Source organism: Methanocalculus natronophilus (genome assembly GCF_038751955.1).
Taxonomy (GTDB): domain Archaea; phylum Halobacteriota; class Methanomicrobia; order Methanomicrobiales; family Methanocorpusculaceae; genus Methanocalculus; species Methanocalculus natronophilus.
This window is the reverse complement of sequence record NZ_JBCEXH010000002.1, coordinates 111,448-137,199: the sequence shown is the minus strand read 5'-3', so window position 1 is coordinate 137,199 and position 25,752 is coordinate 111,448. Positions and strand designations below refer to the sequence as shown.

Below are 25,752 nucleotides of genomic sequence, written 5' to 3'. Positions count from 1 at the left end.
CCCTTCACCACCCGCCTCAGGTGGAGATGATGGTATCTTTATCAAGGGCAGAATACTCTTCAGTCAGTTTCCTGATATCCCTGATTTTTCCGTTTGCCGCCTCAAGGATCGAGAGGACCTCGAGATACCGGGAGTCGCCGCTTTCGTTCTTCTGGGCAACCCGTTCCAGGTAGAGGGCATACTCCAGGTTCAGCGCCCGCCGCAGTTCGTTGTCACGCGCCCGGAGCGAGGCGATCGTCTCCTTTGTCGCATGAGGGAAGTTCTTTGCGAGTTCCTGGAGATTTCCATCAAAAATCCTGTATATTCCACGAATCGCCTCAACCTGGCCTTTGGGGAAGATGTCTCCTTTCCGGTGGGCATTCCGTCCGACCTTGGCGAGGTCACGGGAGAGATCGCCGAGGCGCTCAAGCTCGTTTGATATACGGACTAGAAGGACGCTCCTCCGTGCTAGAACAGGATTCAGAGCCTCTTTTGAGAAGATGAAGGTCGCCCTCTCGATCTCTTCGTCAAGGTAGTCATTGAGGAGTTCGAGCTTGCCGGCCTTCTGGTATGCACGTGCAGGATTTGCTGCTGTGAATACATCGATTGCCGCCTCAAATGCCAAATCAGTGACTGCATAGAGGTGGTTAATCTCCTCCTCAATAAGCGGCAGAATCTCATCGGGCTTTTCTGGCAGCTTTTCTGGTATTGCAGCCGTGCGGAAGAGGATCTCCTCCTCTTCTCCTGGCACAACACGGATGACCAGGCGTGAGAAGGGGATGATTATCGTGATGAAGATGACTGAGGTGACAAGATTGAAGATAAGATGGGCATTAGCCACCTGCTGCGCCTCCCCGCCCCCAATCCATGCGATCAGGGCGGTGAATGGCACGAGGAATGGGAGTACCATCAGCACCCCGCCGATATTGAAGAGGGTATGGGCAGCTGCCGCTCTCCGGGCATACAGGTCAAGACCGCGGGATATAAAGAGTGCGGTTGTTGTCGATCCGATGTTTGCGCCAAGGAGGAAGGGGATTGCTTCAGGCATTGTGATCATCCCTTCCTGTGCCAGGATGACGACAAGGCCGGTTGTCACAGCACTTGACTGGAATGCGGTGGTGACCAGGAAACCCACAAGGATTGCGAGAGGAAGAAACGCGATTCCGCTCAGAAATGCAAGGAGCGCCGGGTCGTCAGTATAGGGCGTAATCCCATAGGATACCAGCCAGAAGCCGAAGAGAACCAGGCCAAAGTAAAAGATTGGCTTTCCAAGAAACGAATACCGTCCGGCAAGTATCCGGGTGAGGAAACCGACAAGAATGAAGAATGGCCCAAACACGGTGAGCTGATAGGCAACCAGCTGGGAGGTGATGGTGGTGCCGATATTTGATCCGATGATGATCCCAAGACTCTGGACAAAAGAGATTGTCCCGGTATTGACCAGGTTGATTGCAATCACAGTTGTCGCCGCACTCGACTGCATCAGTGCGGTTATCCCGGCTCCGAGCAGGAGTCCTTTGTACCGGTTTGTTGTCAGGCGGCTGAGGGCTGCGGCAAAGCGCTTTCTGGAGACTGCCAGAATCTCCTTACTGAAGTTCTCGATTCCAAAAAGGAAAAGAATGACGCCGGGAATGACTGTGAATGCGATCTCCCAGGGGATGGCCATGGCAGAAGAAGATGGTTGGTTTTGGTAAAAAAAGATATTCTATCTTCGGATCATCGTTCCGACGCCCTGATCTGTGAAGAGTTCGAGTATGAGGTTGTGGGGTGCATTTCCATTGATGATATGGCAGCGCTCAACCCCGTTTTTGGATGCATAGAGGCATGCCGCAATCTTTGGGATCATGCCGCCCTGTATTGTCCCGTCTGCGATCATGGCTTCCACCTCGGCCAGTGTCAGGCGGTGGTATACTGTGGTTCTTGCAGCATCCATCACCCCGTCGACATCGGTGAGCGAGACCAGTTTCCCTGCATCCAGGGCGACTGCGAGTTCGCCTGACATCGTATCAGCGTTGATATTGAGGTTTCTCCCTTCCTCGTCTATTGCAAGCGGAGAGATGACCGGAATGTAGCCTGAATCAAGCAATGTCCTGAGAAGGCCCGGGTTCACCCGGCGGATCTCGCCGACAAACCCGAGATCAACCTCGTGCTCCTGATCATCAATGACCACCTTCTGGATATCCATCTTCCGTGCGATAACCAGGTTGGCGTCGTTTCCGGAAATTCCTACGCCGCGTGCACCATTTTTCGCTATGAGCGAGACGATTGTGTTGCTGATCTTGCCTGCAAGCACCATCATCGCGATCTCGAGGGTATCCTGGTCTGTCACCCGGAGTCCGGCAACAAACTTCGGCTCTTTCCCCATCGCCTTCATCTTCTCGGTGATCTCAGGGCCGCCGCCGTGGACTATCACCACCCGCATTCCGATGTAATGCAGCAGGACTGCATCCTCTATGACGGTATTCATGATTCCAGGGTCGACCATGGCATGACCACCAAGCTTGATGACAATCGTCTTCCCATGGAACTGCCTGATGTAGGGGAGAGCCTCCATCAGAACGTCTTCACGTTTCATGTAGTGTACTTCCCGTTAATCTCAATGTATTTTTCTGTCAGATCGCAGCCCCAGGCTGTGGCATGACCGGATCCAGCGTCGAGATCGATTGAGAAGACTACCGTCCCGCCTCTCATTGCAGCCTTCGCTGCGACAAGATCTGCGGTAATCTCTCCTTTCTGGACAAGTGGTGTCCTCTCCTCTCCTGTTCCAATCCAGAGGGAGAGGTCAGGAATCTCAAAGTCAACTCCCGCATACCCGGCGGCGGCAACAACCCTCCCCCAGTTTGGATCCTGACCATAGACCGCGGTCTTGACAAGAGGGCTTGTGACAACGGTCTTTGCAATCTTTTCCGCGTCCTCTTCGTTTCGTGCACCCGAGACGATCACCTCGATTAATTTTGTCGCTCCCTCACCGTCACGGGCAATCTGCCGGGCAAGCTGCATGCAGGCGTTTGTCAGTGCATCGGTATATTCCTCTTTTGAAACTCTTCCCGCAGCACCTGTTGCTGTCACGAAGACGCAGTCGTTAGTTGAGACATCGCCATCGACGACGATCCTGTTGAAGCTCCGGCGGACAGCGGTGTTGAGGGCATCCTGCAGATCCCGGTGGCCGATTTCGGCATCGGTGTAGATGAAGCCGAGCATCGTTGCCATATCGGGTGCGATCATACCGCTTCCCTTTGCGATCCCACCAACCGAGAACCCTTCTCCCTGCACAAGGGCATGTTTCTCGACGAGATCAGTTGTCATGATCGCGGCTGCTGCGTCCCTCTCTGCCCCGGCAGAAGACGAGAGCCTGAGTTTTCCGGCCTGTTCCCGGATCAGATCGAGGTTCAGGTACCGCCCGATCACCCCGGTGCTGGCAACCCCGATATGCCTTGATTCACATCCAAGTGCATCTGCGCCGATCTCTGCCATCTGCATTGCATCAGAGAGTCCCCGTCTGCCAGTGTATGCATTTGCACACCCCGAGTTTGCAATGATCCCTTCAAGCCTCCCACTCCTCATCTGGTCAACCATCAGGTCGATGACGGGTGCACGGGCGCGGTTCTGTGTAAAGACAGCTGCAGAAGGTCCCGATGCCCGGATAAGCGCGAGTCCGTACTTCCCCTCTTTGATTCCTGCTGCCTCGACCCCGGCAACACCACAGATGCTCTTCACCCGGATTCCTCCTCTTTCTTCCTGCCGATCCCCTCGATGATATCTGCACGGGTGACAATACCAGCAAGCTGAGCGTCTCGTGTGACAGGAAGGCGGGCGATTCCTTCCCGCAGCATGATCCGTGCAGCCTCCTCAATGGTATCATCTGCATCAATGGTGATGATCGGGTAACTCATGTGAGATCGAACGGGCCGTGATCCGATGTCTGAGAGGGCGTCTTTTGTCTTCTCCCAGTTGAAAAATTCCCTGATAGGAATCTCTATCACTTCAAGGGGTGACGGGAGCCAGAGGTCCTCGCTTGGCCCCTCCACCCTGAGGAGTGCAAGGATGTCAGATTCTGTGATCATCCCGATCAAATTTGTTCCATCCAGAACCGGTAGCCCCCCGATCTTGTTTTCGCGGATGATTCGTGATGCATTGCGGATTGTATCCTGCGCCTGGATCGTCACCGGATCAGGTGTCATGACTGCTTCGACATTCATTGTTTGTACCTCATGGTGCGGCTGCGGGGAAGAGGAGGCCGGTGGTCTCTTCAAATCCGCAGATGATATTCATATTCTGGACTGCCTGGCTGGCGGCCCCTTTCATCAGGTTGTCGATTGCGGAGACGGCAACAATTCTTCTCCCCCCCTCTTCAACCTCAAAGGCGATATCGCAGAAGTTTGTTCCCCTGACATTCGCCAGTTTTGGTGCCTGGAGCCTGACGAATGGTTCATCCCGGTAGCGGTGCTGGTAGAGTCTCCGTATCTCGTCTGTTGTCACCGGCCGTTCCGGGATGATATGTGCTGTGGTCAGGATGCCCCTTGTCACCGGGACGAGATGAGGGGTGAAGTGGACCGTGGCACGGGACCCAAGGCGGCCAACCTCCATCTCCATCTCGGAGAGGTGCCGGTGGGCTGTCCACTTGTAGGGATTGATGTTATCACTGACATTTGGGTAATGGGTCGTCTCGGAGACGGTATCCCCGGCTCCTGAGACTCCTGTTTTTGAATCGAAGATGATTGTTTTTGCGATATCTGCAACCGGGGCAGCGGCAAGTGCCGCCCCTGTCGGGAAGCATCCCGGGTTTGCTATGAAGGAGGCGCTGCGAATCTCTTCACGATGGAGTTCCGGGAGGCCGTATGGCGCCTCGAAATAGGCGGTATGGGTGACCCCGTAGACGGTTTCGTATATCTCCCGTGGCAGGCGGTAATCTGCTGAGAGGTCGATTGTCCTGATCCCCCTGCTATGCAGTGACCCTGCATACTGCATGGCCACGGTGTGGGGGACTGCAAGAAAGACGAGATCCACATCGATTGAATCGATATCCGGGTTTGTATAATTGAGATCGACAAAACCCTTCAGGTGAGGCTGGTCGGTGGCAACCGGTCTTCCCTCACGCTTTCTGGATGTGGCAAGGGTCAGCTCTGCATGGGGATGAAGAGTTATCAGCCGCATCAGATCGCCGCCGGTGTATCCGGATGCTCCGATGATCGCAATATCCATACATGCTATCTTGCAGAGCCTGAATAAAGGGTTTTACCCCGGAGGGGGTACCGTATCACTCGGCTCCACCGGGAACGGACCTTCCTGAGCGCCTCAGAAGCCCGGTTGCAAGCTGTTCAATCTGATCGCGCGATTCGAGCTGGGTGAGCAGATCAGTTGGAAGTGCGATCTTGCCAAGCTTCGCACCGATGTATGCACCACAGATATATGCGATGGTATCAGCGTTTCCTCCTGCCTGGGATGAGATGACGAGCAGTTTGTCGGGATCCTGTACCCGTGCCGCAAAGAAGATGGCCAAAGGTATTGTCTGGTAGACGGCGCTGTCGCTTCCAAGACGTTCATATGCTCCCTGGATGCTGATCCCCTCCTCCCCGGCGAGACGGATGGCTTCCTTTACCCTGACGCCAAGGAGTTCATCCTCCCTCAATGCAGCTTCTGCTGCACGCATAAGCGGATCTCTGTCCCCCTCAAGGGTAGAACGGATGAGCGTGGCGATGGTAACCGTGCCGGCAAGGGCGCCGGGATGGGTGTGGGTGACACTGGATGCGATGATCGCGCGTTCGGTGCACTCGATAACATCTGTGTAGGCAAGTGCAAAGGGGACTGCAAGAGGTACACATCCTGAGGTTGTGGAATTGACTGCCGCATCTTTCCAGGGCCTGTCTTTTAAACGTTCGCAGAAGGCATGGATTGCACTGTCAGGAAATCTGAGCCTTCCGGTCCGGGATAGTTCACCGAGTTCCGCTGCATATGCATCTTCAGAAAATTCCCTGTCAGCGACAAGCCTTCCGGCCATGAGCATGATCTGGGTATCGTCGGTATACTGGCCAGGTGCAAGCGTGTCATTTGGATGGCCTTTGTATGCCTTTCGAAACCCCCGCATGGGTGCATGAAGGCGGGGAGGTGCAGTCTCATTCGGCATGCCGAGTGCATCTCCGAGCGCCGCCCCAAGGAGGCACCCTTTATATTGTTCGAGCATCTGTTGAGGGTTGGTGCTTGAGTTAATAACCCTTGCTGGTCGGCGGGGGGTGTCGGGAGAACGTAGCTTCCTACCTGGTGTTTAAAAAAACATGCTCTGGCATAAACCAAGGATTTTAACCGGTTTTATCGTACCCTACTGGTACATGGAGACTGTCGGAACTGACCTCAATCCAAACGAAATAGTCCGTTTTCTTAACAAACCACCAGCAGAATTCACCAGGGAGGATCTGATCCGCTTTGTGCGGGAGCGCGGCATTGAGATGCTGAATTTCCGATATGCCGGGGAGGACGGCCGTCTCAAAACACTCAATTTTGTGATCACGGGCCTGGATCACCTGGAGTCGATTTTAACGGATGGGGAACGTATCGACGGCTCACAGCTCTTCTCCTGTATCGAGGCTGGATCAAGCGATCTCTATGTGATCCCAAAATACCGGACCGCATTTATCAACCCATTTGCAGAGGTACAGACACTTGAGATCCTCTGCTCGTTTTATACAAGCGAGGGAAAACCACTGGAGAGTGATCCGTCCTATATCCTGAGAAAGGCGCACCAGCGCTTCAGGGAGGAGACCGGATCAGATTTTCATGCGCTGGCAGAGCTTGAATATTATGTGATCTCAGAGCCCGATCCGCTCTATCCGGTCAGTGACCAGCGGGGGTACCACGAGTCCCGGCCCTTTACGCAGTTTGAGGCGTTCAGGGTGGAGGCTCTCCGCCTTGTTGCCCGTGCCGGAGGAAAGGTGAAGTACGGTCATGCCGAAGTTGGCTGCTTCACCCAGAACGGAACCCTCTATGAACAGCATGAGATCGAGTTCCTCCCGGTACCGGTTGAAGAGGCGGTTGACCAGCTGATCATCGCAAAATGGATTGTCCGGATGCTCGGTGAGCAGTATGGGGTTCAGATCAGTTTTGCCCCAAAGATTACCATCGGAAAGGCTGGATCAGGACTTCATTTCCATATGATGGCGGTCAGGGACGGGGTGAACCTGATGGTCAGGGATGGTAAACTCTCTGATACGGCAAAAAAGATGATCGCTGGTCTTCTGGACTGCTCAGGCGCCCTGACGGCGTTTGGCAACACCATACCCACCTCCTACCTCCGGCTTGTTCCCCACCAGGAGGCACCAACGAACGTCTGCTGGGGTGACCGGAACCGGTCTGTTGTTGTCCGGGTTCCGCTTGGCTGGACCAGCAACGGGGAGATGATCCGCGATGCAAATCCGTCTGCACCTCCTGATCATACAAGAAAGATAGCAAAACAGACGATAGAGCTCCGTATACCTGACGGGTCAGCAGATGTGTACCTGACGGGTGCGGGGCTTGTTCTTGCCTGTCTCCACGGCCTGCAGATGCCGGATGCCCTTGACCGTGCACGGGATCTCTATATTGACGGAAGCGTCTATGATCCAAAGAATGCAGAAAAAATCAAATCACTCGAGAGACTGCCTGCTTCATGTGTCGAATCCGCAGACGCCCTCTCCCTGAAACGCTCCGTCTTTGAGAATGGCGGTGTCTTCCCGCCTGCAGTCATAGATTCGGTGATGGGGCAGCTTCTGGAGTTCCAGGATCGCGGTTTAAGTGAACGGATCTATGGGAAAGAGAAAGAGATCAAGGCTATAGTCGAAGAGTATACGCATATACGATAGTGCGTCACCGTACTCCTCACCACCAGGTGTGGTTGTGGAAAGCAGGCCGGATCAGGGCGGGGTCATCGGGTGCAGCAGGGTCGTTGATATCCAGGGAAACCGCGATCATGGTGATCAGATCAGGTGCTGGTTCCGGCTCTCTTCCCCGGAGCCATTCCTCCTCGCTCCAGGCATCAAGGATGAACGGCATACGTGGATGGATCCTGCTGACGGGATCAGTTGCCTGCCTGGTGACGATAGCAAACGCATCTCCTGCCGTATCCAGGACCCCGGCAAAACAGAAGAGTTCACGGCCCGGGAGAGAGAAGTAGTATGGCTGTCTCCTCGCCCCTTCGCTCTTCCATTCATAAAATCCGCTTGCAGGGATGAGGCACGGGTCGCTTCCGGAAATGCCCTTTTCTCTCACCCTCTCTATCCTCTGGTTGATCAGGCGCCTTCCATCATGGCGGATGATCCCAAATCCCGCTTCCCGGAGGCCGTGTTCTGTGATGACCGGAAGGTTCTGTCCTGGAGCAGCATTGTACCGGGGGCGCAGAAATGGGTGAGAAAAGCGTTCTGCAAAAATTGCTGTCCCGATAATGGTATAGCGTGAGCACACTGGTAGCAGAGCTCCTTCTAACTATCCGGGTATTTGGAATAAATCAAAAAAAAGGGTTAGATCTGCTTGAGGCAGAGATACCAGTCCTTGCATTCATACTCTTCGCCATCACGGATCTTCATCTCCCCGACAGTCTTTGGAGCAGGTACAACAACCTTGTCTCCGGGCTGCCAGTTGGCAGGAGTTGCGACACCGTGGGTATCGCTCGTCTGGAATGCTTTTAGGAGACGGATCAGTTCCGGGATGTAGCGGCCGTTTGAGAGCGGGTAATACAGGATCCCCCGGATCTTCATCTTCGGGTCAATATAGAAGACGGCACGAACAGCGGCAGTTGTACTCTGGCCAGGATGGACCATCCCGAATAAGGATGCGACCTTCATGTCCAGGTCTGCGATGATCGGGAATGGAATCTCAACGCCCATCTTCTCTTTGACATTCCGGACCCATGCGAGATGAGAGTGGATGCTGTCGATGGAGAGACCGACAAGCTGGGCATTGAGTTCCTGAAACTCGGGTTCTGCCGCAGAAAGCGCCATGAATTCGGTCGTGCAGACCGGTGTGAAGTCAGCGGGGTGCGAGAAGAGGACGACCCACTTCTTATCCTTAAAATCCGAGAGTTTCATCGGTCCGTGGGTTGTTACCGCCTCAAAATCAGGTGCCTCCTCGCCGATCTTCGGCATCACCTGCTCACATTCACAATCACATTCACAGAACATATCCATGTCTTCGCACATACAAGCCATCACTCCTTCATAATTTCTTCCATGGCACTCTTGCCATGGACATATGCGGGCATACCGGAGAGCATGAAGGTGACCCGGAGCCCCTCCTCGATCTGCTCTCTGGTCACGCCGAGTTTCTTTGCGCCTGCCATCTGGGCACGAACCGCATGCTCGTCGCGGAGAGCGGCTGCTATTGCAATTGCCAGCACCTTCTTTGTCTTCCGGTCAAGTGCGCCGTCTGCCCAGATATGCTGATCGAACTTCAAGACCATCTCAGCCATATCAGGCTCGGTCTTCATCAGTTCGCGGAAGAAGACCGGGACTTTGCCTATCTTCTCTTCGAGGCTCTTCAGGTCATCAGCCTGTCTGCCCATCAGCAATCACTCCTGCAGTTCCATGGGCTGGCCGCAGCAGATCAGCTCGCCGCCACCCACTTCCTTTACCATAACGACATTTCCGCAGATCTCACAGTCGAAGACCTGCCCCTCATCGGTTACATTCACCATAAATTATCACCCTCTGGTTGTTCCTCTCCCAAACGCTGTGCACTCCTGCAGAACAATCTGCAGGGTTTAAAGATTTGATTCGCCGCGTTTTGGAGGGTTGTTCACATCGTCAGCAGTCTTGACGTCCGGCCGGATGTGGGTCATTGGGAAACACTGGTATTCTGCACACTCACAGGTCGGGCATTTTCTGAGGTCCTCCTCGACCTTTGCGAGTGTCATCTCTGCACCGCAGTCAATACAGACGTACTTTCCAGGCTTTGCTGTTGTTCCAGCTTTCACTATTTCACTTCGTTCATCTGGATTAGACATCAGTCTATCACCAAAGTGAGAATGGGTCAGGCAAATATATAATCATTGTGAAGGTGACGAATCGGGGGGTTCTTCGGAAAAGCACAGGTTTATATTTTCGTATTCTCACACTGGTTCCATGGAATGTCGTCTTGTAGCACTGCTTGGCAGCCCGAAAAGAGGAGGCAATACTGAAATTTTGCTTGACGAAGCAATACGCGGGGCAGAAGATGCCGGATGTACTGTTGATCTTGTTCGTGTGCCGTCGCTCCAGGTAAAACCCTGCATGGAGATATTTGCATGCAAAACAAAGCCCGCCTGTGCAATAAAGGATGAGATGCAGGAGTATTATGATATGGTGCGTCTCGCAGACGGCCTGATTGTTGCAACCCCTGTCATGACGATGGGCGTTCCAGGCGCCCTCAAATCATTTCTTGATCGGTTCCAGGTCTTTTATATGGCAAAATATGAGCGAAACGATCCTCTCATCACGCCTGATCAGAGAAAGATCCGGCGGATGCTCCTCCTCTCGATTGCCGGGATGAATGTGAAGAATCTCTTTGCCGGACTCCTCCAGACGATGCACGCGTTTGGTGAGATCATCGACTGTCCGCTCCATGACTCCCTGTTGAGAGATGATATGGACACTATTCTGGATATCAAAACCAGGCCGGAACTCCTGGAAGAGGCCTATCTGAAGGGACGATCGCTTGGGGAAGCGGTCAAAGTGGCAAAATCAGAAGTATCCCTCTCCGTGAAGTGAACAGAAGCCGCGTTCCGAGACGATGATATGATCGATTAAGCGGATCCCGAGGATCTCGCCAGCCTCCGCGAGCTTCTTCGTCACCGCGATGTCGTCCGCACTCGGTGTCACGTTTCCTGACGGGTGGTTATGGATCAAAATGATTGACGCTGCCCGATCGGTGATCGGATCTGCAAAGACTTCGCGGGGGTGGATCTGGCTCTGGTTCAGAATACCTTTTGTCACTTCTCTTTTGCGGATAAGCTCGTGGGCACCGTTTAAGCTGAGGCAGATGACATGCTCCTGCTGCTCACACCTGATCTCCTCGGCAAAGGGGAGCGTATCTTCAGGGGAGGTGATCTTCGGCCGGTGTGATGTAGCCTGGTAGCGGCGGGCAAGTTCGAATGCCGCCAGGAGCTGGCAGGCTTTTGCTTCACCGACACCGGGTATGCTGACAAGATCACTGCACGAGATGGCAAGCCCTTTTTCATCAAGGCTGCTGCAGATGTCCCGCGAAAGGGCCGTGACATCCCGGCCACGCACACCTCTGCCGATGATCGCGGCGATGAGCTCGTTATTGGAGAGCGTTTCTGCACCACGTGCTTTTATCCGCTCCCGCGGCCTGTCGATCACAGGCGTCTCGCGTATCAGGCGTGCAACCGGCTGCATGTTCATAGTGAGATATCTGTATCTTTGTATCCGGGATTAAGGATGTCGTTCGGAATCTCCAAAACATTTTTTACCATCCGGGGCTATTGAAGAGGTATGGCAACAGAACAGGATATCATGGAAGCCTTTGCAGGCGAGTCGCAGGCAAACAGAAAATATGCGATATTTGCTGAGAAAGCAAAGGAAGAGGGGTATGCACAGGTCGCCCGGCTCTTCCGTGCCGCTTCGCTGGCTGAAGAGATTCATGCCCGCAGGCTCCTCAGGGTTGCAGGACTGATCCGTACAACCGAGGAGAACCTCAAAGGCGGAATCGAGGGTGAGACCCACGAGTTCATGGAGATGTACCCTGAATTTATCAGGCGTGCGCAGGAAGAAGGAAGAAAAGATGCAGAGATCACCTTCACCCATGCGATGAAGGCAGAAGAGGTGCATGCCGGCCTCTACAAAGAGGCGGTTGACGCTGTCTCAAAAGGAAGCGATCTTCCTGCAGGCGATGTCAGGCTCTGCCCGGTCTGTGGAAATGTTGCACTTGGCACGGTTCCGGAGAAATGTCCGATCTGCGGGGTTCCGGGGATAAGCTTCCTGCCGGTTGAATAGCGTACACACCAACCCCTCTCTTTTTCCACGTCCAGCGTGGCTGGAATACAAAGCCTTTTTATAAATTCCCGGTACTATGCATAACAATGGGGTTTCAGTGGGGATCTATTGATCGCGTCTCTCTCTTTGTTGTTGCCCTTATAGCGCTGATTACGTTTCTGGCGTTCTTCCCGCTTGTTAAGGTTGTTGTTTTTGCACTCTCGCTTGCCGTTGTCCTCATCCCCGCTCAGGAATATCTCTCCAGGCGGATCACGCCTGCACTGTCGGCTTTTTTCCTTACCAGTGGTGTCGTGCTGCTCGGCTTTTCTGCTGTTGTGTTCACATTTTCTGTATTATATGATAATATGGATTACCTGATTGGCATTATTTCAAGTATTCTTGAAGGTCTGCAGCCGAGCCTGATGGCCGAACTCCCCGTTGAGATAGACACCCTCGGTCTGGATGATATGATAAATAACCTCCTCCTCTCCATTCAGGATGCAATCTATGTGTATCTCTCGATGATCCCGGGAGCGGCAGTCCAGCTCCTCCTCTTTATCCTCTCGCTCTCCATCCTTATCTATTCAGGCCCGGGCATCAAAGCGGATGTCAACAGGATGATCCCGGCCGCCTCCCGCGACAATATCCTGGTTATCTGGCAGCGGGTGTATGATACGCTCTACTCGATCTATGTTGTTCACGTCTCTATTGCGATTCTTACCTTCATCCTTGCGATCCCCTTCTTCTGGATACTCGGGTTTGAGCATATCTTTTTCTACTCGGTTCTCTGCGGACTTTTTGCCCTTATTCCATTCCTTGGCCCGGTCTTTATCCTGGGATTCCTTGCAGTCTATGCACTCTCGATTGGTGATTTCCGTGCACTTCTCCTGATCATCTTTGTCGGCTATCCGGTCCTCTGTGTCTTCACCGACATCTACCTCCGCCCGGTTCTCATGGGGAAGAGGGTTGAGATCCACCCTGTTATCATCTTCATCGGGTTCTTTGGAGGTATGGCTGTGATGGGTATTGTCGGGTTCATCCTTGGCCCGCTCCTCCTCTCTCTCATGATAGGGGGGTATCAGATCGCGGTCCAGGAGATCGGCAGGGCATCAGGTGCGGATGACTGAGGTTCCCGGAAGCCAAAGCATAATGTAGTGGGAATTCAATCCAGAAGGTATGGAGACAATCACCGTCTACACAACCGAGCGGTGTCCGTACTGTGCGATGGTCAAGGCTTACCTCTCAAAGAAAGGGATCAGCTTCACCGCAATTGATGTCGGCAAAGAGGAGAATATTGAGGCGGCACGTGAGATGATCCGGATCTCCGGGCAGCGGGGCGTGCCAGTGACGGTCATCGACGGTGACGTGATCATCGGGTTTGATACAACCCGGTTCAATGAGATCTTCGGAGCCGAACAGGCAGCTGGATCATATGATCTTATCATCATCGGGGCAGGGCCTGCCGGGCTGACGGCAGCGGTCTATGCAGCCCGGAAGATGATGAGGACACTTGTTATCTCTGAGAATATCGGAGGTCAGTCTAATGAGAGCTGGGCGATAGAGAACTACATGGGATACCTGATGATCACCGGCAGCGACCTGATGACAAAGTTCGAGGAGCAGGTCAAATCCCAGAGTGTCAATCTTGAACTTGATCGGGTCATTGGGATCTCTCAGAGGGACGATGGCCTCTTTGATCTCTCGACCGAATCGGGTTTTCTGTATACCACCCATACGGTGATAATCGGATCAGGGAAACACCCCCGGATGCTCGGGGTTGAAGGGGAGAGCACGTTTCTTGGCAAGGGGCTCTCCATCTGTTCGACCTGTGACGGCCCGCTCTACCGCGACAAGTCCGTTGCCATCGTGGGTGGCGGAAACTCTGCTGTCCAGACCGCACTTGAGATGGCAACTATCGCACGCGAGGTGCACCTGGTTGTGAGGAGCACAATCAAGGCAGACGAGGTCTTCACATCCCAGCTGGACGAACTATCGAATGTGACGATTCATCAGGGGTATGAGGTTGCCCGGATCGGCGGGGATAAGTTTCTCCGCTCAATCACCATCAGAAACCGGGACTCCGGAGCCGAGGAGCGGATCATGGTGGAGGGGGTCTTTGTTGAGATAGGTTTAACTCCAAATACCGGGTTTCTGGATGGTCTTCTTGAGAAGAACGATTCAGGTGAGATCGTTGTCGATCCAAACTGCCATACCAGCGTTCCCGGTGTCTTTGCTGCAGGAGATGTTACCTCCATTAAGGGAAAACAGATCATTATTGCTGCGGGTGAAGGTGCAAAAGCCGCACTTGAGGCACACGAATACCTGATGAAGAAGGGCGTGCGGGCCTCCTGATGCAAGGGGTTTTGGGCGTCATATGGGATAGCCTGTTGTGGAGGCGTGTGATCTGTATGGGGGAGGATGAGAACGATCTGAATAAGGGGTGAAAACCGGGGGAGCCGGGCCTGCCTGGATACAAAGGAGGGGTATTATCCAAACAGGGGGATCTGATTCTCCCATACCGGGACCAGCTCCGCACGTGACTGTGCCTGATCGGATCCGGTATTTGTACGGATGATCCCTCCGATTGTGATAAAAAACTATTTCATTTCATAATTCATACTACCGGCAGATACAGGCATCTGCAGGTACGTTGTGATGAATGAGACACCTGACTGGGTATTCCCGACACTATTGCTCAGCTCGCTCTTTTGTATTGTGGCGAGTGTGATTGCTCTTTCTGCAGGTGTCACCATCATATTCCAGAATCTCTTCTATGTCCCGATCATCATCGCCTGTATCTACTTTCTCTGGCGTGGTTTTGGCTTTTCTGTTCTTCTTTCAGTCATCTATCTCTTCTTGTTTATTGTATTTATCCCTGATCAGGGTCTCGTCCGGGAGGCGGCAGTCCGGGTGCTCATCTTTATTGGAATTGCGCTCGTGGTTACGTTACTATAAGCGAAGAAAGAGAAGAGCGATGCTGAAAGAGCGGCGGCTGAGGAACAGTACAGAACTGTTGTCCGGGATCAGAGCGAATTTATCTGCCGGTTTCTCCCGGATGGAACACATGTTTTTGTCAATGAGGCGTACTGCCGGTATTTTGGCCTGAACAGAGACGAGGTTATCGGGAGCCGGTTTAAGCCAGAAATTCATCCTGAGGATATTGATAAGGTAACGAATCTTATCATGTCACTGACTCCGGAATGTCCAACAGGAGCAGTTGTGCAGCGAACTCTCAATCCGGATGGCACCATATTCTGGCAACGATGGAATACCCGGGCGATCTTTGATGAAGATGGGGTTCTTTGTGAATACCAGTCTGTCGGACGTGATGCCACCCTGCAGAAGGAGGCTGAGGCAAAGCTCAGGAGAACGAAAGAATATCTGCAGAAGCTCTTTGATCATGCCGGTGCTCCGATTGTTGTCTGGAATCCCGATCTTGTCATCACCCGGTTCAACCATGCCTTTTCTGTCCTGACAGGCATCCCTGAAGCAGAAGCGCTCTGTTCCCACGTATCCATCCTGTTTCCTGAATGTAGCCGGGAGTCTGCAATGGAGATCATCTCTGGTGCAATGAGAGGAGAGAGAATGGAGGGAGTTGAGCTTCAGGTTATTTCCCGGATGGGTGATCCCAGATCTGTTCTCTGGAACTCTGCCAGTATCATGGGTGATGATGGCAAAACAGTGGTTGCAACAGTTGCCCATGGACAGGACATCACCGGGAGGAAGATTGCAGAAGAGAGTTACAGGACGCTTTTTTCGGAGATGACGGATGGCTTTGCTCTCTTTTGTATAGTCTCTGATGACGGGGGCAGGGAGGTGGATTACCGGTATCTGGCTGTCAATCATGCATATGAGGAGATGATGGGGCTGAGATCAGATGAGGTTCTCGGAAATACCGTGTTGTCTCTTCATTCTGCAGCCGGAGAGAGCTGGATTGAAGCATATACAAAAGGTGCTGCTGGAAAAATGCCGGCACTGTTTGAAAAATACTCTTCAAATCTGGATAAATACTTCCTTGTCAGGGCATTCTCTCCTGGAAAGGATCAGGTTGCCTGCATTTTTACAGATATCACAGAGAAGAAGAAGGCTGAAGAGATCTGGAAGATGGCGTTTGATCAGATCGAGGAGAATATGTACAGGTTATCTATTCTGAATGACCAGGTGCGCAACCCCCTTGCGATCATAACCGGGATTGTTGATCTGCATGGTGATGAGCATGCCGAAACGATCCTCCGGGAAGTCCAGGAGATTAATCGGATCGTTACCCTCCTTGACCAGGGACTCCTTGACTCAGAAGCTATCAGGGCGTATATGAGGAAGCACAGACTGGTGAGTGACTGGGGCTGATGGTTCATATTGTCTCCCTTCCTGATCAAAAGGCTTAATACCAATCCTCAATATCTCTCTATCTGTTGTATGGCACAGGACGAGATGAGCCGGAATACACGGAATGAGAGGGGTATATCTCCTGCAGATGGACATACAGGTGCCACATCCTGCCACAAGGAGCCAGGTACACCTCCCGCCAGGCGTCTTATCCTGATGAAAGCAGGCGATCCACACGCCTTTGTTCCTGCTTGTGCCGGGGTGAGGTTATGACCGGAATGGATGATGCTCTGGGAGAAAACAACCGGGAGAAGCGAACTCTCCCGGAGCGTGAGCAGATGCTTTCTGATATCATCAGTTTCCTCCCCGATCCAACCTTTGCCATTGACGAGCATGGGGTTGTTCTTGCCTGGAACCATGCAATCGAGGAGCTGACCGGCGTTCCTGCTGATGAGATGGTCGGGCAGGGAGATTATGCGTATGCTCTTCCCTTCTATGGCGAGCGGCGGCCGATCTTAATTGATCTCGCCTTTACAGATGCAAACGAACTCAGATCCCGGTATACCATCCTGAAAGAGATGCCGGATATTATCGAGGCAGAAACTAGGTATGCCCGGCTGAACGGAGAGGAGCGTATCCTCTGGGTACGGGTTTCCCCTCTTTATAATAAAGAAGGTGAATACACCGGTGCCATAGAGACGATCCGGGATGTCACAGAACGCAGGCAGCGTGAAGAGGCGTTGGAAAGAAGCGAGCATCTCCAGACGCTCATCCTGGCTGCTGTACCGGATATCCTGATCCGCTGTGATGCAGAGGGAAGATACCTTGATATCCTGACACCAGATGACGAGCGGCTTGCTTATCCGAAGGCAGATCTGATCGGAAAGACGGTCACCGAGGTGACAACTGATGAGGTTGGCAGCAGGCTTGTTGAGGCGATTCTGACCTCCCTTGCGACGAAAGAACTGGTGACAATCGAATATATGCTCCCTGTCCCGGCGGGACGCCTGCATTTTGAGGCTCGTATCGCCCCGTATGCAGATGATGAGGTGATTGCGCTTATCAGGGATATAACCGATCGAAAAGAAGCGGAAGCACGCCTCCGTCTCCATCTGAGGCGTGCAGAAGCGCTCCTCAGTCTCCACAGGATGACAGATGTAACAGAACAGGACCTGATGGATGCCACGCTTGATGCCGCCCTTGCCACAACAGAGAGTTCGTATGGCTTCATCGGTATGTTGTCAGCCGATGGCTCGGATTTGATCATTCATGCATGGTCAGAAGAGGTGAAGGATGAGTGCGCTGTTGAAGACCAGCCAGTCCGGTTCCCGGTAGAATCAGCCGGTATCTGGGGCGAGCCTGTCAGGACACGACTCCCGGTACTCATCAATGACTACGCTGCCCCACACCCTGCAAAGCACGGGCTGCCTGAGGGGCATGTCCCGATCTCCCGGTATATGAGTGTCCCGATTCTTCTTGGAGAAGAGATCTTTGCGGTTCTTGCAGTTGCCAATAAAAGAGAGGATTATCTGGATGATGATCTCTCTGCACTGACGACCCTTGGGATCATGATGAGCGAGCTGATCCACCGGATGAGATCTGAAGATTCCCTCCGTGAGAGCAGGGAGAGGTACCGACTGCTTGTTGAGAACCAGCAGGATCTGATCGTGAAGACCGACACTGAAGGTCGCTTCCTCTATGTTAATCCCGCATACGCCAGGCTCTTTGGTAAGACTGAAGATGAGCTGCTTGGGTCTTCCTATGCCCCGTTCATTCATCCGGATGATCGCAAGCGAGTCAATGCTGCGCTTGCCCGGCTCTTTAAACCACCTTATGAGACGTCGTTCGAAGAACGGGCAGAAACCCGTTATGGCTGGCGTTGGATCGCATGGACGGCAAAAGCAATCCGTGACAGTGATGGAGTTGTCATTGCTCTTGTCGGTGCTGGCCGTGACATTACCGGGCAGAAGGAGGCAGAAGAGGCTCTCCTTCTGAAGCATGCTACCATTGAGTCCTCGATCAATGGTATTGCCATAGCCAGTCTCTCCGGTATTATCACCTATGTCAACCCAGCCTTCCTTACACTCTGGGGTTATGAGGATCCTGATGAAGTGATTGGCCAGCATGTCGTCATGTTCTGGAGATCAGAGGAAGAGGCAGCAGGGGTGGTAGATGATCTCAAAAGGCATGGGCACTTTACAGGGGAGATGGAGGGTATTCGGAAGGATGGGACTATGGTGTATATCCAGCTCTCTTCAAGTCTTGTCCGCGATGTCACCGGATCCCCTGTTGCGATGATGGGCTCGTTTATCGACATAACCGAGGAGAAGACTGCCCGCCTGGAACTTGAGATAAACCATTACCGTCTGGAAGGCGCAATGGAGATGGGGGAGCTTGCCTGGTGGGAGATGGACTGTGAATCGGGTGCGGTCTCTTTCAGCGAGCGGAAAGCTCTCATGCTTGGATATAAGCCAGAGGATTTTACACATTACACGGACTTTACCACGCTGCTCCACCCCGATGACTATGAATCTGCAATGCAGGCGATGCGGGATCATCTTGAGGGAAGAAAACCCCGTTATGATGTCGAGTACAGGATCAGGACAGCAGATGGAGACTATCTCTGGTTCAGGGATGTCGGCGGCATTCCGGAGCGTAATCCGGATGGCACTCCCCTGAAAGTGGTTGGCCTTGTTGCCAATATCACCCGCAGGAAACATGATGAAGCTCAGCTCAGGGAGAGCGAGGAGCTGTACCGCACCCTCTTTGAAGATGCACTGAATCCGATTCTGGTCGTCAGTGAGGACGGGTACTACACTGATGCAAACGAGGCGGCACTTGCGTTTCTTGAATGTAGCCGCGACGAACTGATTACAAAGAGCGTATGGGATACCACGCCGCCTGACCAGCTTGCAAGACAGAAACAGGAGCATAGTCCCTTTATTGCCACCCGGACGGTTGAGACGGAGTATCTTGTGCATGGGACCATCAAGACGCTGCTTTTAAATGTGGTGCCGCTTGAGGTTCAGGGAAAGACTGTTCTCTATGGTATCGGCCAGGATATCACTGATCGGAAAATGGCTGAGAAGGCACTCAGAGAGAGCGAAGAACGGTTCAAAACCCTCTTTATGGAATCTCCGGTCTCAATTATTATCCATGATCGTGACTCTGGTGAGATCATTGACGCGAATACAAAAGCCTGTTCCAGTTATGGCCTCTCTTCGGTTGAAGAGCTGAAAGCACATGATTTCTGGGTGGAATCACCGCACTCGTTCGAGGATGCGCTGAACTATATCCGGAAGGCTGCAACAGAGGGGCCGCAGGAGTTCGAATGGGTCAACCGCTCTGTGGGTGGAGACATCTTCTGGGAGTATGTCCGGCTGATGAAGGTGGTCATAGGGGGGGTGGAACGTATCCAAGCAGTTGCAATAGATATCACAAAACGCAAACAGGCCGAGGAGGAACTCAGGAAGAACGAGGAACTCCTCAGAACGGCAGGGGAGGTGGCCCTTTTTGGAGGATGGGAGGTGCTCCCTGATGAGAACCGGGTGATCTGGTCAGATGAGGTGGCACGGATCCATGACGAAGAGCCCGGATACTCCCCTTCAACTGAAGAAGCGATCAGCTACTATGCACCGGAGTGGAGGGAGCGTGTCAGGGAGGTCTTTTCTGCCTGTATTACAGATGGAACGCCCTTTGATGAAGAGATGGAGATCATCACCAAATCAGGGAGAAGAAAGTGGGTGAGGACTATTGGTGAAGCTGTAAGAGATGCATCCGGAGAGAATCGCTGGATCCGGGGAGCTATTCAGGATATCACCACGAAGAAGGAGGCTGAAGAGGCATGGAAGAAGGCCTATGCCCGGCTCGAAGACAATATGTACCGGTTCTCTCTGTTGAATGACGAGATCCGCAACCCCCTTGCCGTGATCATGGGGCTTGTGGATCTTGAGCAGGGGGAGTATACTGACCAGATCATCAAGGAGATACAAAAAATTGATCGGATCATCACCCTTCTTGACCAGGGGATGCTTGAATCAGATGCGACACGGGCATTTATGAAACGGTATGGCCAGATTGACGGATGAGGATTCTTCCGGCTGGCTCCTGGTACGCTTTATGCTGCTGCCTCTTCATCTCCAACATGTATGACCGTGTCAGAAAAAGTCTCAATCTGGGTTGACACTATCGGATCAATTGCGTTTTTAACAGAGAATAGTATTCCTTTTGCCGAATTCAGCCGTACCTTGTTGATGAGCATATGCAGAAAGCGGATGATATGATCTGGTTCATTATAGACGAACATGGTGTTGACGGAGTCGATCAGGAGGAAGAGATTATCCCTGCCTTTCATCGAACTCATCGCTTTTGTGAGTGCTATCCCGATATTTGTCAGTTGCCCGGGACTTGCTACGTAGATGGTCGTACCCTCGTCCTTCTTCTGCCCTGTCGCCATCCCGGTTATACAGTCAATAAAGAAGAGATTTTGGCTCTCAATTGATTGCTTCTCCAGGCTCTTCTTCATAATGGAGCTTGGTTCATTGATCGATATGATGATACCGCTGTATCCGGCAGATTGCAGTTCTCCTATCCGGTGAATGACATCCTTTCGCATCCCCGAGGATGTTGACAGAGCAATCACAATTTCAGCATCTGATAGTATCTCATGTATTGGCGGCATTTCAGAACCCGGTATCCTTTGGAAACACTACTCTCCTCAAAAGAGTGCTATTCGGTCAAAAACTCCCTATAATGGCCGAGCACCGTGTCTGATCCTTCGAGTGCAACCTTGTTCAGCTCGGTGATGTTGTCACTGATCATCCTGGCATTTGTTTTGATCACATCAATGATCGCCTGTACATCATCCGGACTGCAGTCCTCCATCACTGCCATCTCTTCGAGGAGGGAAAGGTTTCTGTAGATATTCAATACCGGATTTTTGGTCTTATTCACCGTTTCAAAGAGATACGCAAGCAGCTTCTTCTCCTCTTCCTGGAGTTTCCTGTTGCTCTCCTCGAGCTTTCTGTTGGCATCATCAAGCTCGGTATACAGTGCAATAAGCCCTTCATTTGTCTTTTCAAGTTCAATTGAAAGTTCCTGGACTTCCTTCGTCTTCTTATCCAGCTTCTCCTGGATGCTCTCAATAGCCGGGGTATCGCTCACATCATTCACCTTCACTGCCTGTTGATATATCTCTCTTTTTGACTTCTTGCTCTCATCTCTATTTAACAACGATCACGGTTCCATCATCATTCTCCCGCCAGTATTCGTCCATGATATAGTGTGCAATGACATCTGGCGTCTCCCTGCTCAGGGCATAATCAAGGCTGAACCTGGAACTGATCCCATCTGAATGAAGAACGGCCATGCTCTTCCCGCCTGTCCAGTCTCCTGACTGAATCTGAACCGGCTTATAATTCACTCCAAGGATGCCTGGCATGGACTGAAAACTGGTGTATGACTCCCCCTGGTAGAGACGGACCGACGTATCCCCGATACCGCAATAATATATCTTCCCAAGCGCTTCATCGATCCTGATAATCCCAGCCACAGCACCGCGGGTCTTTCTGAGAACGGTTCCAAGGCCAGAGAGGAGGTCATCTATCCTGGCATGCCTGGCATTGCTCCTCAGGTACCGTTCAGCACATGATGCAGCTTCGCGGGCGTGGATACCATGGCCAAGGCCGTCTATCACAGCAACCAGTGCCCCGTCCCTGAATCTCTCGACATAGTAACCATCGCCGCAGACGCTCTCAAACGGGTGGGGGCGGGTGAGGACACTGATCCTGAGGCTGGTTCCACCTGCCTCTCTCCTTGTTTCAGCATACTTTATCACCCGTATGCATGTCCCGGAGAGGCTTGAACTGATATCAAACTCATCAGCCAACCTCTTGATGGCGCCAAGCCCGACACCCATGCTCTTCTCTGCTGTTGTGAACCCGTCTTCAAAGGCGATCTCGGAATCGGGTATCCCCGGACCATTATCCAGAGAGATGATCTCGATATATCTCCCGTTCTCACCCTCTCCCACCCGGTAGCGTATCCGCCCCTGCACGGTATTATGCCTGATGTGGTTTGATGCCAGTTCAGAGACGATGAGGTCTATCTCTCCCAGTGTCTTTTTCGGAAAACCGCTCTCTGCTGCCAGCTGATGAATCTCACTGACCGCAACTGACTTGTGCGAATCCAGAAGAACGGCCCTGGTTTTATATTCCGGATTCATGGCAGATATTTGAAGATCTCAATTTTGGTTCCTTTTCCAGCCTCAGATTCAATTGTCATATCATCAACCAGGCGCTTTGCCCCGGAGAGGCCAAGCCCAAGGCTGCCGGGTGTTGTTGAAAACCCCTCTTTCATCGCCTCCTCTGGATCGTCAATTCCGGGGCCATTGTCCTGAAAGATTACTTTGATGCCGGGCGGCCGTACAATCTGCTCGATATACACAACACCATTGTCTGCATACCTGTAGATGTTACGTGCGAGTTCTGATGTGGCAGTTGCAAGCTTTGTCTGATCCACGATCCCAAACCCGATTTTGATGGCAATCTCCCGCACCATCCGTCTTGATGTGAGAATGTCGCTTTCATCCTCTATCTTCACCGATTGAGCCAGCATGATCAGTACCTTCTCACTATCCTGCCTGAGTTGAAGACTCCGGGCATGCTCTCCAGCATATCAAACCCGCTGTCGATATCGCATGCAGTGGTGATCCCGGAGAGATCAAGGCCAAGATCGACGAGCGTGATCGCAACTGCCGGCTGGATGCCGGTTATGATCACCTTCGCTCCAAGGAGCGTAGCCATAACACTGCAGTCCCGCAATGTCCGTGCCATGAATGAATCGACGATATCAAGAGCCGATATGTCAATAAGGACTCCCCGTGCACCGGTCCTTGCTATCTCGGTTAAAATATCCTCCTGAAGTGCAGTTATTATCAGATCATGGAGATCTGTCTGTATCGAGATAAGGAGGCAGTTCTTCAGTTTGAGGATTGGTATTCTGTCCATCAGTTGGATCTCCTTCTATTCAGACATCTGCTCTGCCCTGACGATCTCAAGACCTTTTTCGCTCAGTGCGTATTCAACCCCTTCCTGGAGGGTTGCCCTGGTGATAATCTCTCCCAGATCTATGCCGAGATGCACCATCGTCATCGCAACCTCAGGTTTTATCCCGGTGAAGATCATCTGTGAGCCGAGCATCTTCACAGCCCGGGAAGTCTTCAGGATATTTGCGGCAACCGCCGAGTCGATGGTGCCGACTCCGGTGGCATCCATAATGATATACCGTGACCCTGTATCCCTGATCGTATTCAGCAGCTCCTCCATCATGTAGAGGGTTCTTTCGGAATCGAGGGTGCCGATCAGCGGGAGAATGAGTATCTCATCCCAGATTTTTGTTATAGGCGTTGAGAGTTTCAATATCTCCCGGGTCTTCTCAACCAATGCCTGATCAGACCAGACCCTGCCGATGATCTTGCCAAGCCGTTCAGAGAATGCCCTGATCATACCCTCCTCTTCCTGGAGGAAGACTCTCTCATCAAAGACATCCCGCTTCTCTGTGTAGAATACTGTCAGTTTTCCGGCTAATCTGCCGTTGATGATGATATCGCCTGACATGCTCCACTCGGTGACGGGCGCATCTGACGTTCTGTATGTGTCTCCGGAAACATCCAGCACAGCAACAGCGATCTCAGGATACCTGAGTGCCTCTGGCAGTGGCATGATGATCTCTTCAAGCAGCGTCTCAAGGTTATCCCCATGGGCTTCAACGATATCCGAGATGCTGTACATGAATGTAAGTTCTTTAGTTCGTTCGTCCAGATCAGCTTTTAAATTCTCAACCTGCTCCTTCAATGACACCATAGACCATCACCCTTCTCTCAAATGAGATACGTTTCTCTCTGATATGCCGATTGGAACTGAAGCTATATAAACCTCTAGGCTCTCCCCATTCAGCTTTATCTCCTTCTTTGATTTCCCTCACCACAAATGCTAAATAGTACACTTTGTAGTATAATACTTATGAGTATATTCCTTGATCGGCACCGGGAGACCTCAATGCTACAGAGCCGTTACCTGGGGGGAAAAGCCGAACTGCTGATTATATATGGACGCCGGAGGGTTGGAAAGAGTGAACTGATCGATAGGTTCATCGCCAGAGAGAAAGGCATTCGCCTCCTTGCACGTGAGGAGTCAAGAACCCTCCAGCTCCGGCGCTTCTCATTAAAGCTTGGGGAATATTTTAATGATAATTTTCTGAAAAAAACCTCCTTTGCCGATTGGGATAGTTTCTTTGAGTACCTTCTGAAGCATTCAGATGAGCGTTTTGTCCTTTCCATCGATGAGTTCCCGTATCTTGTCAAGGAGGATCCCTCCCTCCCCTCTATTCTTCAGGATTACTGGGATACTCATCTGAAGGATAGCAGGATATTTCTGATACTCTCTGGCTCCAGCATTGCAATGATGGAAGAGTCAACGATGGTTCATGCCAGCCCTCTCTTTGGGAGAAGGACCGGTCAGATCCTCCTTCAGCCCCTCCGCTTCATCCATATCCTTGATTACCTGAAGTCTGTGCAGAAAGCAGTTGAGTTCTATTCGGTTTTTGGCGGAACTCCTGCGTATATTATGGGTGCCGATACGAATGCGGACATCTTTGCCAATATTGAAGACAAAATACTGCGTGAGGATGCATTCCTCTTTCGGGATGTTGATTTTGTTCTCAGATCAGAACTGGTCGAACCCCGCTATTATTTTTCCATCCTCTTCTCAATAGCACAGGGAAATCATACAATCGGATTGATATGCAATGATTGTGGCTTATCAAAGAGTATTGTCAATAAGTATCTCTCGATACTGATCGATCTCCACCTGGTATACCGCCGTATTCCGGTAACAGAGGGGACCAATAGCAGGCGTGGTCTTTATTTTCTCTCAGATAATCTCTTCGACTTCTGGTTCTCATTCGTTCATCCCAATATTGAAACCCTTGAGCGTGGTAACACCCGGCTGATTGTTGATCAGTTCGTCAGGCCACGTTTCTCAAGGTATGCAGGCAGGCATTTTGAGGCGATGGTGATGGATCTCTTTGATCTCTTTAATGAAAATCATCTCCTTCCTTTTGTCTATACCCGGATTGGCAGCTGGTGGTACAGGGGAGAAGAGATAGATATCGTCTCTATCAGTGATGATCCTCCATCAATCCTCTTCTGTGAATGCAAATGGCAGGATAATGTTGATGGAAAGAAGCTCTATGCAGAGCTTGTAAAAAAGGCAGGCAGGGTATCCTGGCAGAATGAGAAGCGGCGGGAGTATTATTGCATTGTTGCACGGACCTTCTCACGCAGGCCAGAAGCAGATGAACAGGTTATCTGCTATGATCTCATGGATCTTGAAGGCCTGGCCTCCCGGCTTCTGGAGAATTGACTGGCTTCTCCGGATCACCTGACGGCTCTCAAAAGTATGGCAATTCGCTGATTTGTATGGGTTTTACAAGGGGGCGAGTCATCATCAGGTTA

At 52.0% G+C, this 25,752-nt stretch carries 27 protein-coding genes and 1 pseudogene; 10 read left to right on the top strand and 18 right to left on the bottom strand.

Annotated features, from left to right (window positions below):
* Positions 1 to 16: 16 nt before the first annotated feature.
* The 6 genes from ABCO64_RS02855 to ABCO64_RS02830 are packed head-to-tail and all read right to left on the bottom strand — an operon-like array spanning position 17 to position 6,160.
* On the bottom strand, positions 17 to 1,645 hold the full coding sequence (locus ABCO64_RS02855; RefSeq protein ID WP_253455899.1) for a Na/Pi cotransporter family protein: 1,629 nt from the start codon (positions 1,643 to 1,645) through the stop codon (positions 17 to 19).
* Between the two features lie 39 nt (positions 1,646 to 1,684).
* Positions 1,685 to 2,554 carry an acetylglutamate kinase gene (argB, locus tag ABCO64_RS02850; RefSeq protein WP_253455895.1) on the bottom strand — a complete coding sequence of 290 codons (870 nt, stop codon included), beginning with the start codon at positions 2,552 to 2,554 and terminating at the stop codon, positions 1,685 to 1,687.
* Entirely contained in the window at positions 2,551 to 3,696 is a 1,146-nt protein-coding gene (gene argJ, locus ABCO64_RS02845; RefSeq protein ID WP_253455892.1) for a bifunctional ornithine acetyltransferase/N-acetylglutamate synthase, read from the bottom strand. Before argJ ends, argB begins: the two co-directional genes overlap by 4 nt.
* Complete coding sequence (locus tag ABCO64_RS02840) at positions 3,693 to 4,178, bottom strand: CBS domain-containing protein (RefSeq protein ID WP_253455890.1); 486 nt, start codon at positions 4,176 to 4,178, stop codon at positions 3,693 to 3,695. The genes argJ and ABCO64_RS02840 overlap by 4 nt, the downstream gene beginning before the upstream one ends.
* Positions 4,179 to 4,188: 10 nt before the next feature.
* Positions 4,189 to 5,181 (bottom strand): N-acetyl-gamma-glutamyl-phosphate reductase, encoded by a 993-nt coding sequence (gene argC / locus ABCO64_RS02835; protein ID WP_253455888.1) that lies wholly within the window; start codon positions 5,179 to 5,181, stop codon positions 4,189 to 4,191.
* Positions 5,182 to 5,236: 55 nt separating this feature from the next.
* A complete protein-coding gene (locus tag ABCO64_RS02830; RefSeq protein ID WP_253455886.1) occupies positions 5,237 to 6,160 on the bottom strand; it encodes an ADP-ribosylglycohydrolase family protein in 924 nt (307 codons plus the stop codon).
* A gap of 91 nt (positions 6,161 to 6,251) precedes the next feature.
* Here ABCO64_RS02830 and ABCO64_RS02825 point away from each other — a divergent pair, with 91 nt between their 5' ends.
* Positions 6,252 to 7,811 (top strand): glutamine synthetase family protein, encoded by a 1,560-nt coding sequence (locus ABCO64_RS02825; protein ID WP_253455884.1) that lies wholly within the window; start codon positions 6,252 to 6,254, stop codon positions 7,809 to 7,811.
* Between the two features lie 16 nt (positions 7,812 to 7,827).
* Here ABCO64_RS02825 and ABCO64_RS02820 read toward each other — a convergent pair whose 3' ends face one another.
* The 5 genes from ABCO64_RS02820 to ABCO64_RS02800 form a co-directional block, all read right to left on the bottom strand.
* Complete coding sequence (locus tag ABCO64_RS02820; RefSeq protein ID WP_253455882.1) at positions 7,828 to 8,409, bottom strand: SOS response-associated peptidase; 582 nt, start codon at positions 8,407 to 8,409, stop codon at positions 7,828 to 7,830.
* Between the two features lie 56 nt (positions 8,410 to 8,465).
* Positions 8,466 to 9,143: a peroxiredoxin gene (locus tag ABCO64_RS02815; protein WP_253455880.1), complete on the bottom strand. Its 678-nt coding sequence runs from the start codon at positions 9,141 to 9,143 to the stop codon at positions 8,466 to 8,468.
* A gap of 8 nt (positions 9,144 to 9,151) precedes the next feature.
* Positions 9,152 to 9,505 carry a carboxymuconolactone decarboxylase family protein gene (locus ABCO64_RS02810; RefSeq protein WP_253455878.1) on the bottom strand — a complete coding sequence of 118 codons (354 nt, stop codon included), beginning with the start codon at positions 9,503 to 9,505 and terminating at the stop codon, positions 9,152 to 9,154.
* A gap of 6 nt (positions 9,506 to 9,511) precedes the next feature.
* Positions 9,512 to 9,637, bottom strand: coding sequence for a desulfoferrodoxin FeS4 iron-binding domain-containing protein (locus ABCO64_RS02805; RefSeq protein WP_253455875.1), 126 nt, complete (start codon positions 9,635 to 9,637; stop codon positions 9,512 to 9,514).
* Positions 9,638 to 9,703: 66 nt separating this feature from the next.
* A complete protein-coding gene (locus ABCO64_RS02800) occupies positions 9,704 to 9,946 on the bottom strand; it encodes a zinc ribbon-containing protein (protein WP_253455872.1) in 243 nt (80 codons plus the stop codon).
* Positions 9,947 to 10,064: 118 nt separating this feature from the next.
* Between ABCO64_RS02800 and ABCO64_RS02795 the strand changes: the two genes are divergently transcribed.
* A complete protein-coding gene (locus tag ABCO64_RS02795) occupies positions 10,065 to 10,688 on the top strand; it encodes a flavodoxin family protein (protein WP_253455870.1) in 624 nt (207 codons plus the stop codon).
* Here ABCO64_RS02795 and radC read toward each other — a convergent pair.
* Entirely contained in the window at positions 10,662 to 11,342 is a 681-nt protein-coding gene (radC, locus tag ABCO64_RS02790) for a RadC family protein (protein WP_253455867.1), read from the bottom strand. The genes ABCO64_RS02795 and radC overlap by 27 nt on opposite strands.
* A 90-nt stretch (positions 11,343 to 11,432) precedes the next feature.
* Between radC and ABCO64_RS02785 the strand changes: the two genes are divergently transcribed.
* From ABCO64_RS02785 to ABCO64_RS02755, 7 genes and pseudogenes are all read left to right on the top strand, one after another.
* The gene (locus tag ABCO64_RS02785) at positions 11,433 to 11,933 is read left to right on the top strand and encodes a rubrerythrin family protein (protein WP_253455865.1); all 501 of its coding nucleotides are present in this window, start codon (positions 11,433 to 11,435) and stop codon (positions 11,931 to 11,933) included.
* An 86-nt stretch (positions 11,934 to 12,019) separates the two neighbouring features.
* Positions 12,020 to 13,039, top strand: a complete 1,020-nt coding sequence (locus ABCO64_RS02780) for an AI-2E family transporter (RefSeq protein WP_253455863.1) — start codon at positions 12,020 to 12,022, stop codon at positions 13,037 to 13,039.
* A 49-nt stretch (positions 13,040 to 13,088) separates the two neighbouring features.
* Positions 13,089 to 14,264 carry an FAD-dependent oxidoreductase gene (locus tag ABCO64_RS02775; RefSeq protein WP_253455861.1) on the top strand — a complete coding sequence of 392 codons (1,176 nt, stop codon included), beginning with the start codon at positions 13,089 to 13,091 and terminating at the stop codon, positions 14,262 to 14,264.
* Between the two features lie 303 nt (positions 14,265 to 14,567).
* Positions 14,568 to 14,867, top strand: a complete 300-nt coding sequence (locus tag ABCO64_RS02770) for a hypothetical protein (RefSeq protein ID WP_253455859.1) — start codon at positions 14,568 to 14,570, stop codon at positions 14,865 to 14,867.
* 48 nt (positions 14,868 to 14,915) lie between these two features.
* Positions 14,916 to 15,263: pseudogene (locus tag ABCO64_RS02765) on the top strand (PAS domain-containing protein); the annotation flags it as partial.
* A complete protein-coding gene (locus tag ABCO64_RS02760) occupies positions 15,249 to 16,259 on the top strand; it encodes a PAS domain-containing protein (protein WP_256472457.1) in 1,011 nt (336 codons plus the stop codon). The pseudogene ABCO64_RS02765 and the gene ABCO64_RS02760, both read left to right, overlap by 15 nt.
* Positions 16,260 to 16,516: 257 nt before the next feature.
* A complete protein-coding gene (locus ABCO64_RS02755) occupies positions 16,517 to 20,326 on the top strand; it encodes a PAS domain S-box protein (RefSeq protein ID WP_343089200.1) in 3,810 nt (1,269 codons plus the stop codon).
* 29 nt (positions 20,327 to 20,355) lie between these two features.
* Here the strand turns inward: ABCO64_RS02755 and ABCO64_RS02750 are convergent, their stop codons facing one another.
* Genes ABCO64_RS02750 through ABCO64_RS02725 form a run of 6 tightly spaced genes read right to left on the bottom strand, consistent with a single transcriptional unit; the run spans position 20,356 to position 24,100 of the window.
* Positions 20,356 to 20,919 (bottom strand): DUF7504 family protein, encoded by a 564-nt coding sequence (locus tag ABCO64_RS02750; RefSeq protein WP_253455854.1) that lies wholly within the window; start codon positions 20,917 to 20,919, stop codon positions 20,356 to 20,358.
* Positions 20,920 to 20,966: 47 nt separating this feature from the next.
* Complete coding sequence (locus ABCO64_RS02745) at positions 20,967 to 21,416, bottom strand: hypothetical protein (RefSeq protein WP_253455852.1); 450 nt, start codon at positions 21,414 to 21,416, stop codon at positions 20,967 to 20,969.
* A 43-nt stretch (positions 21,417 to 21,459) separates the two neighbouring features.
* The gene (locus tag ABCO64_RS02740) at positions 21,460 to 22,461 is read right to left on the bottom strand and encodes an ATP-binding protein (protein WP_253455850.1); all 1,002 of its coding nucleotides are present in this window, start codon (positions 22,459 to 22,461) and stop codon (positions 21,460 to 21,462) included.
* Complete coding sequence (locus tag ABCO64_RS02735; protein WP_253455848.1) at positions 22,458 to 22,853, bottom strand: anti-sigma regulatory factor; 396 nt, start codon at positions 22,851 to 22,853, stop codon at positions 22,458 to 22,460. Before ABCO64_RS02735 ends, ABCO64_RS02740 begins: the two co-directional genes overlap by 4 nt.
* A gap of 2 nt (positions 22,854 to 22,855) precedes the next feature.
* The gene (locus ABCO64_RS02730) at positions 22,856 to 23,245 is read right to left on the bottom strand and encodes an STAS domain-containing protein (protein ID WP_253455846.1); all 390 of its coding nucleotides are present in this window, start codon (positions 23,243 to 23,245) and stop codon (positions 22,856 to 22,858) included.
* A 15-nt stretch (positions 23,246 to 23,260) separates the two neighbouring features.
* A complete protein-coding gene (locus tag ABCO64_RS02725) occupies positions 23,261 to 24,100 on the bottom strand; it encodes an STAS domain-containing protein (RefSeq protein ID WP_253455844.1) in 840 nt (279 codons plus the stop codon).
* Positions 24,101 to 24,226: 126 nt separating this feature from the next.
* Between ABCO64_RS02725 and ABCO64_RS02720 the strand changes: the two genes are divergently transcribed.
* Positions 24,227 to 25,660 carry an ATP-binding protein gene (locus ABCO64_RS02720; RefSeq protein ID WP_343089199.1) on the top strand — a complete coding sequence of 478 codons (1,434 nt, stop codon included), beginning with the start codon at positions 24,227 to 24,229 and terminating at the stop codon, positions 25,658 to 25,660.
* The last annotated feature ends 92 nt before the right edge of the window (positions 25,661 to 25,752 follow it).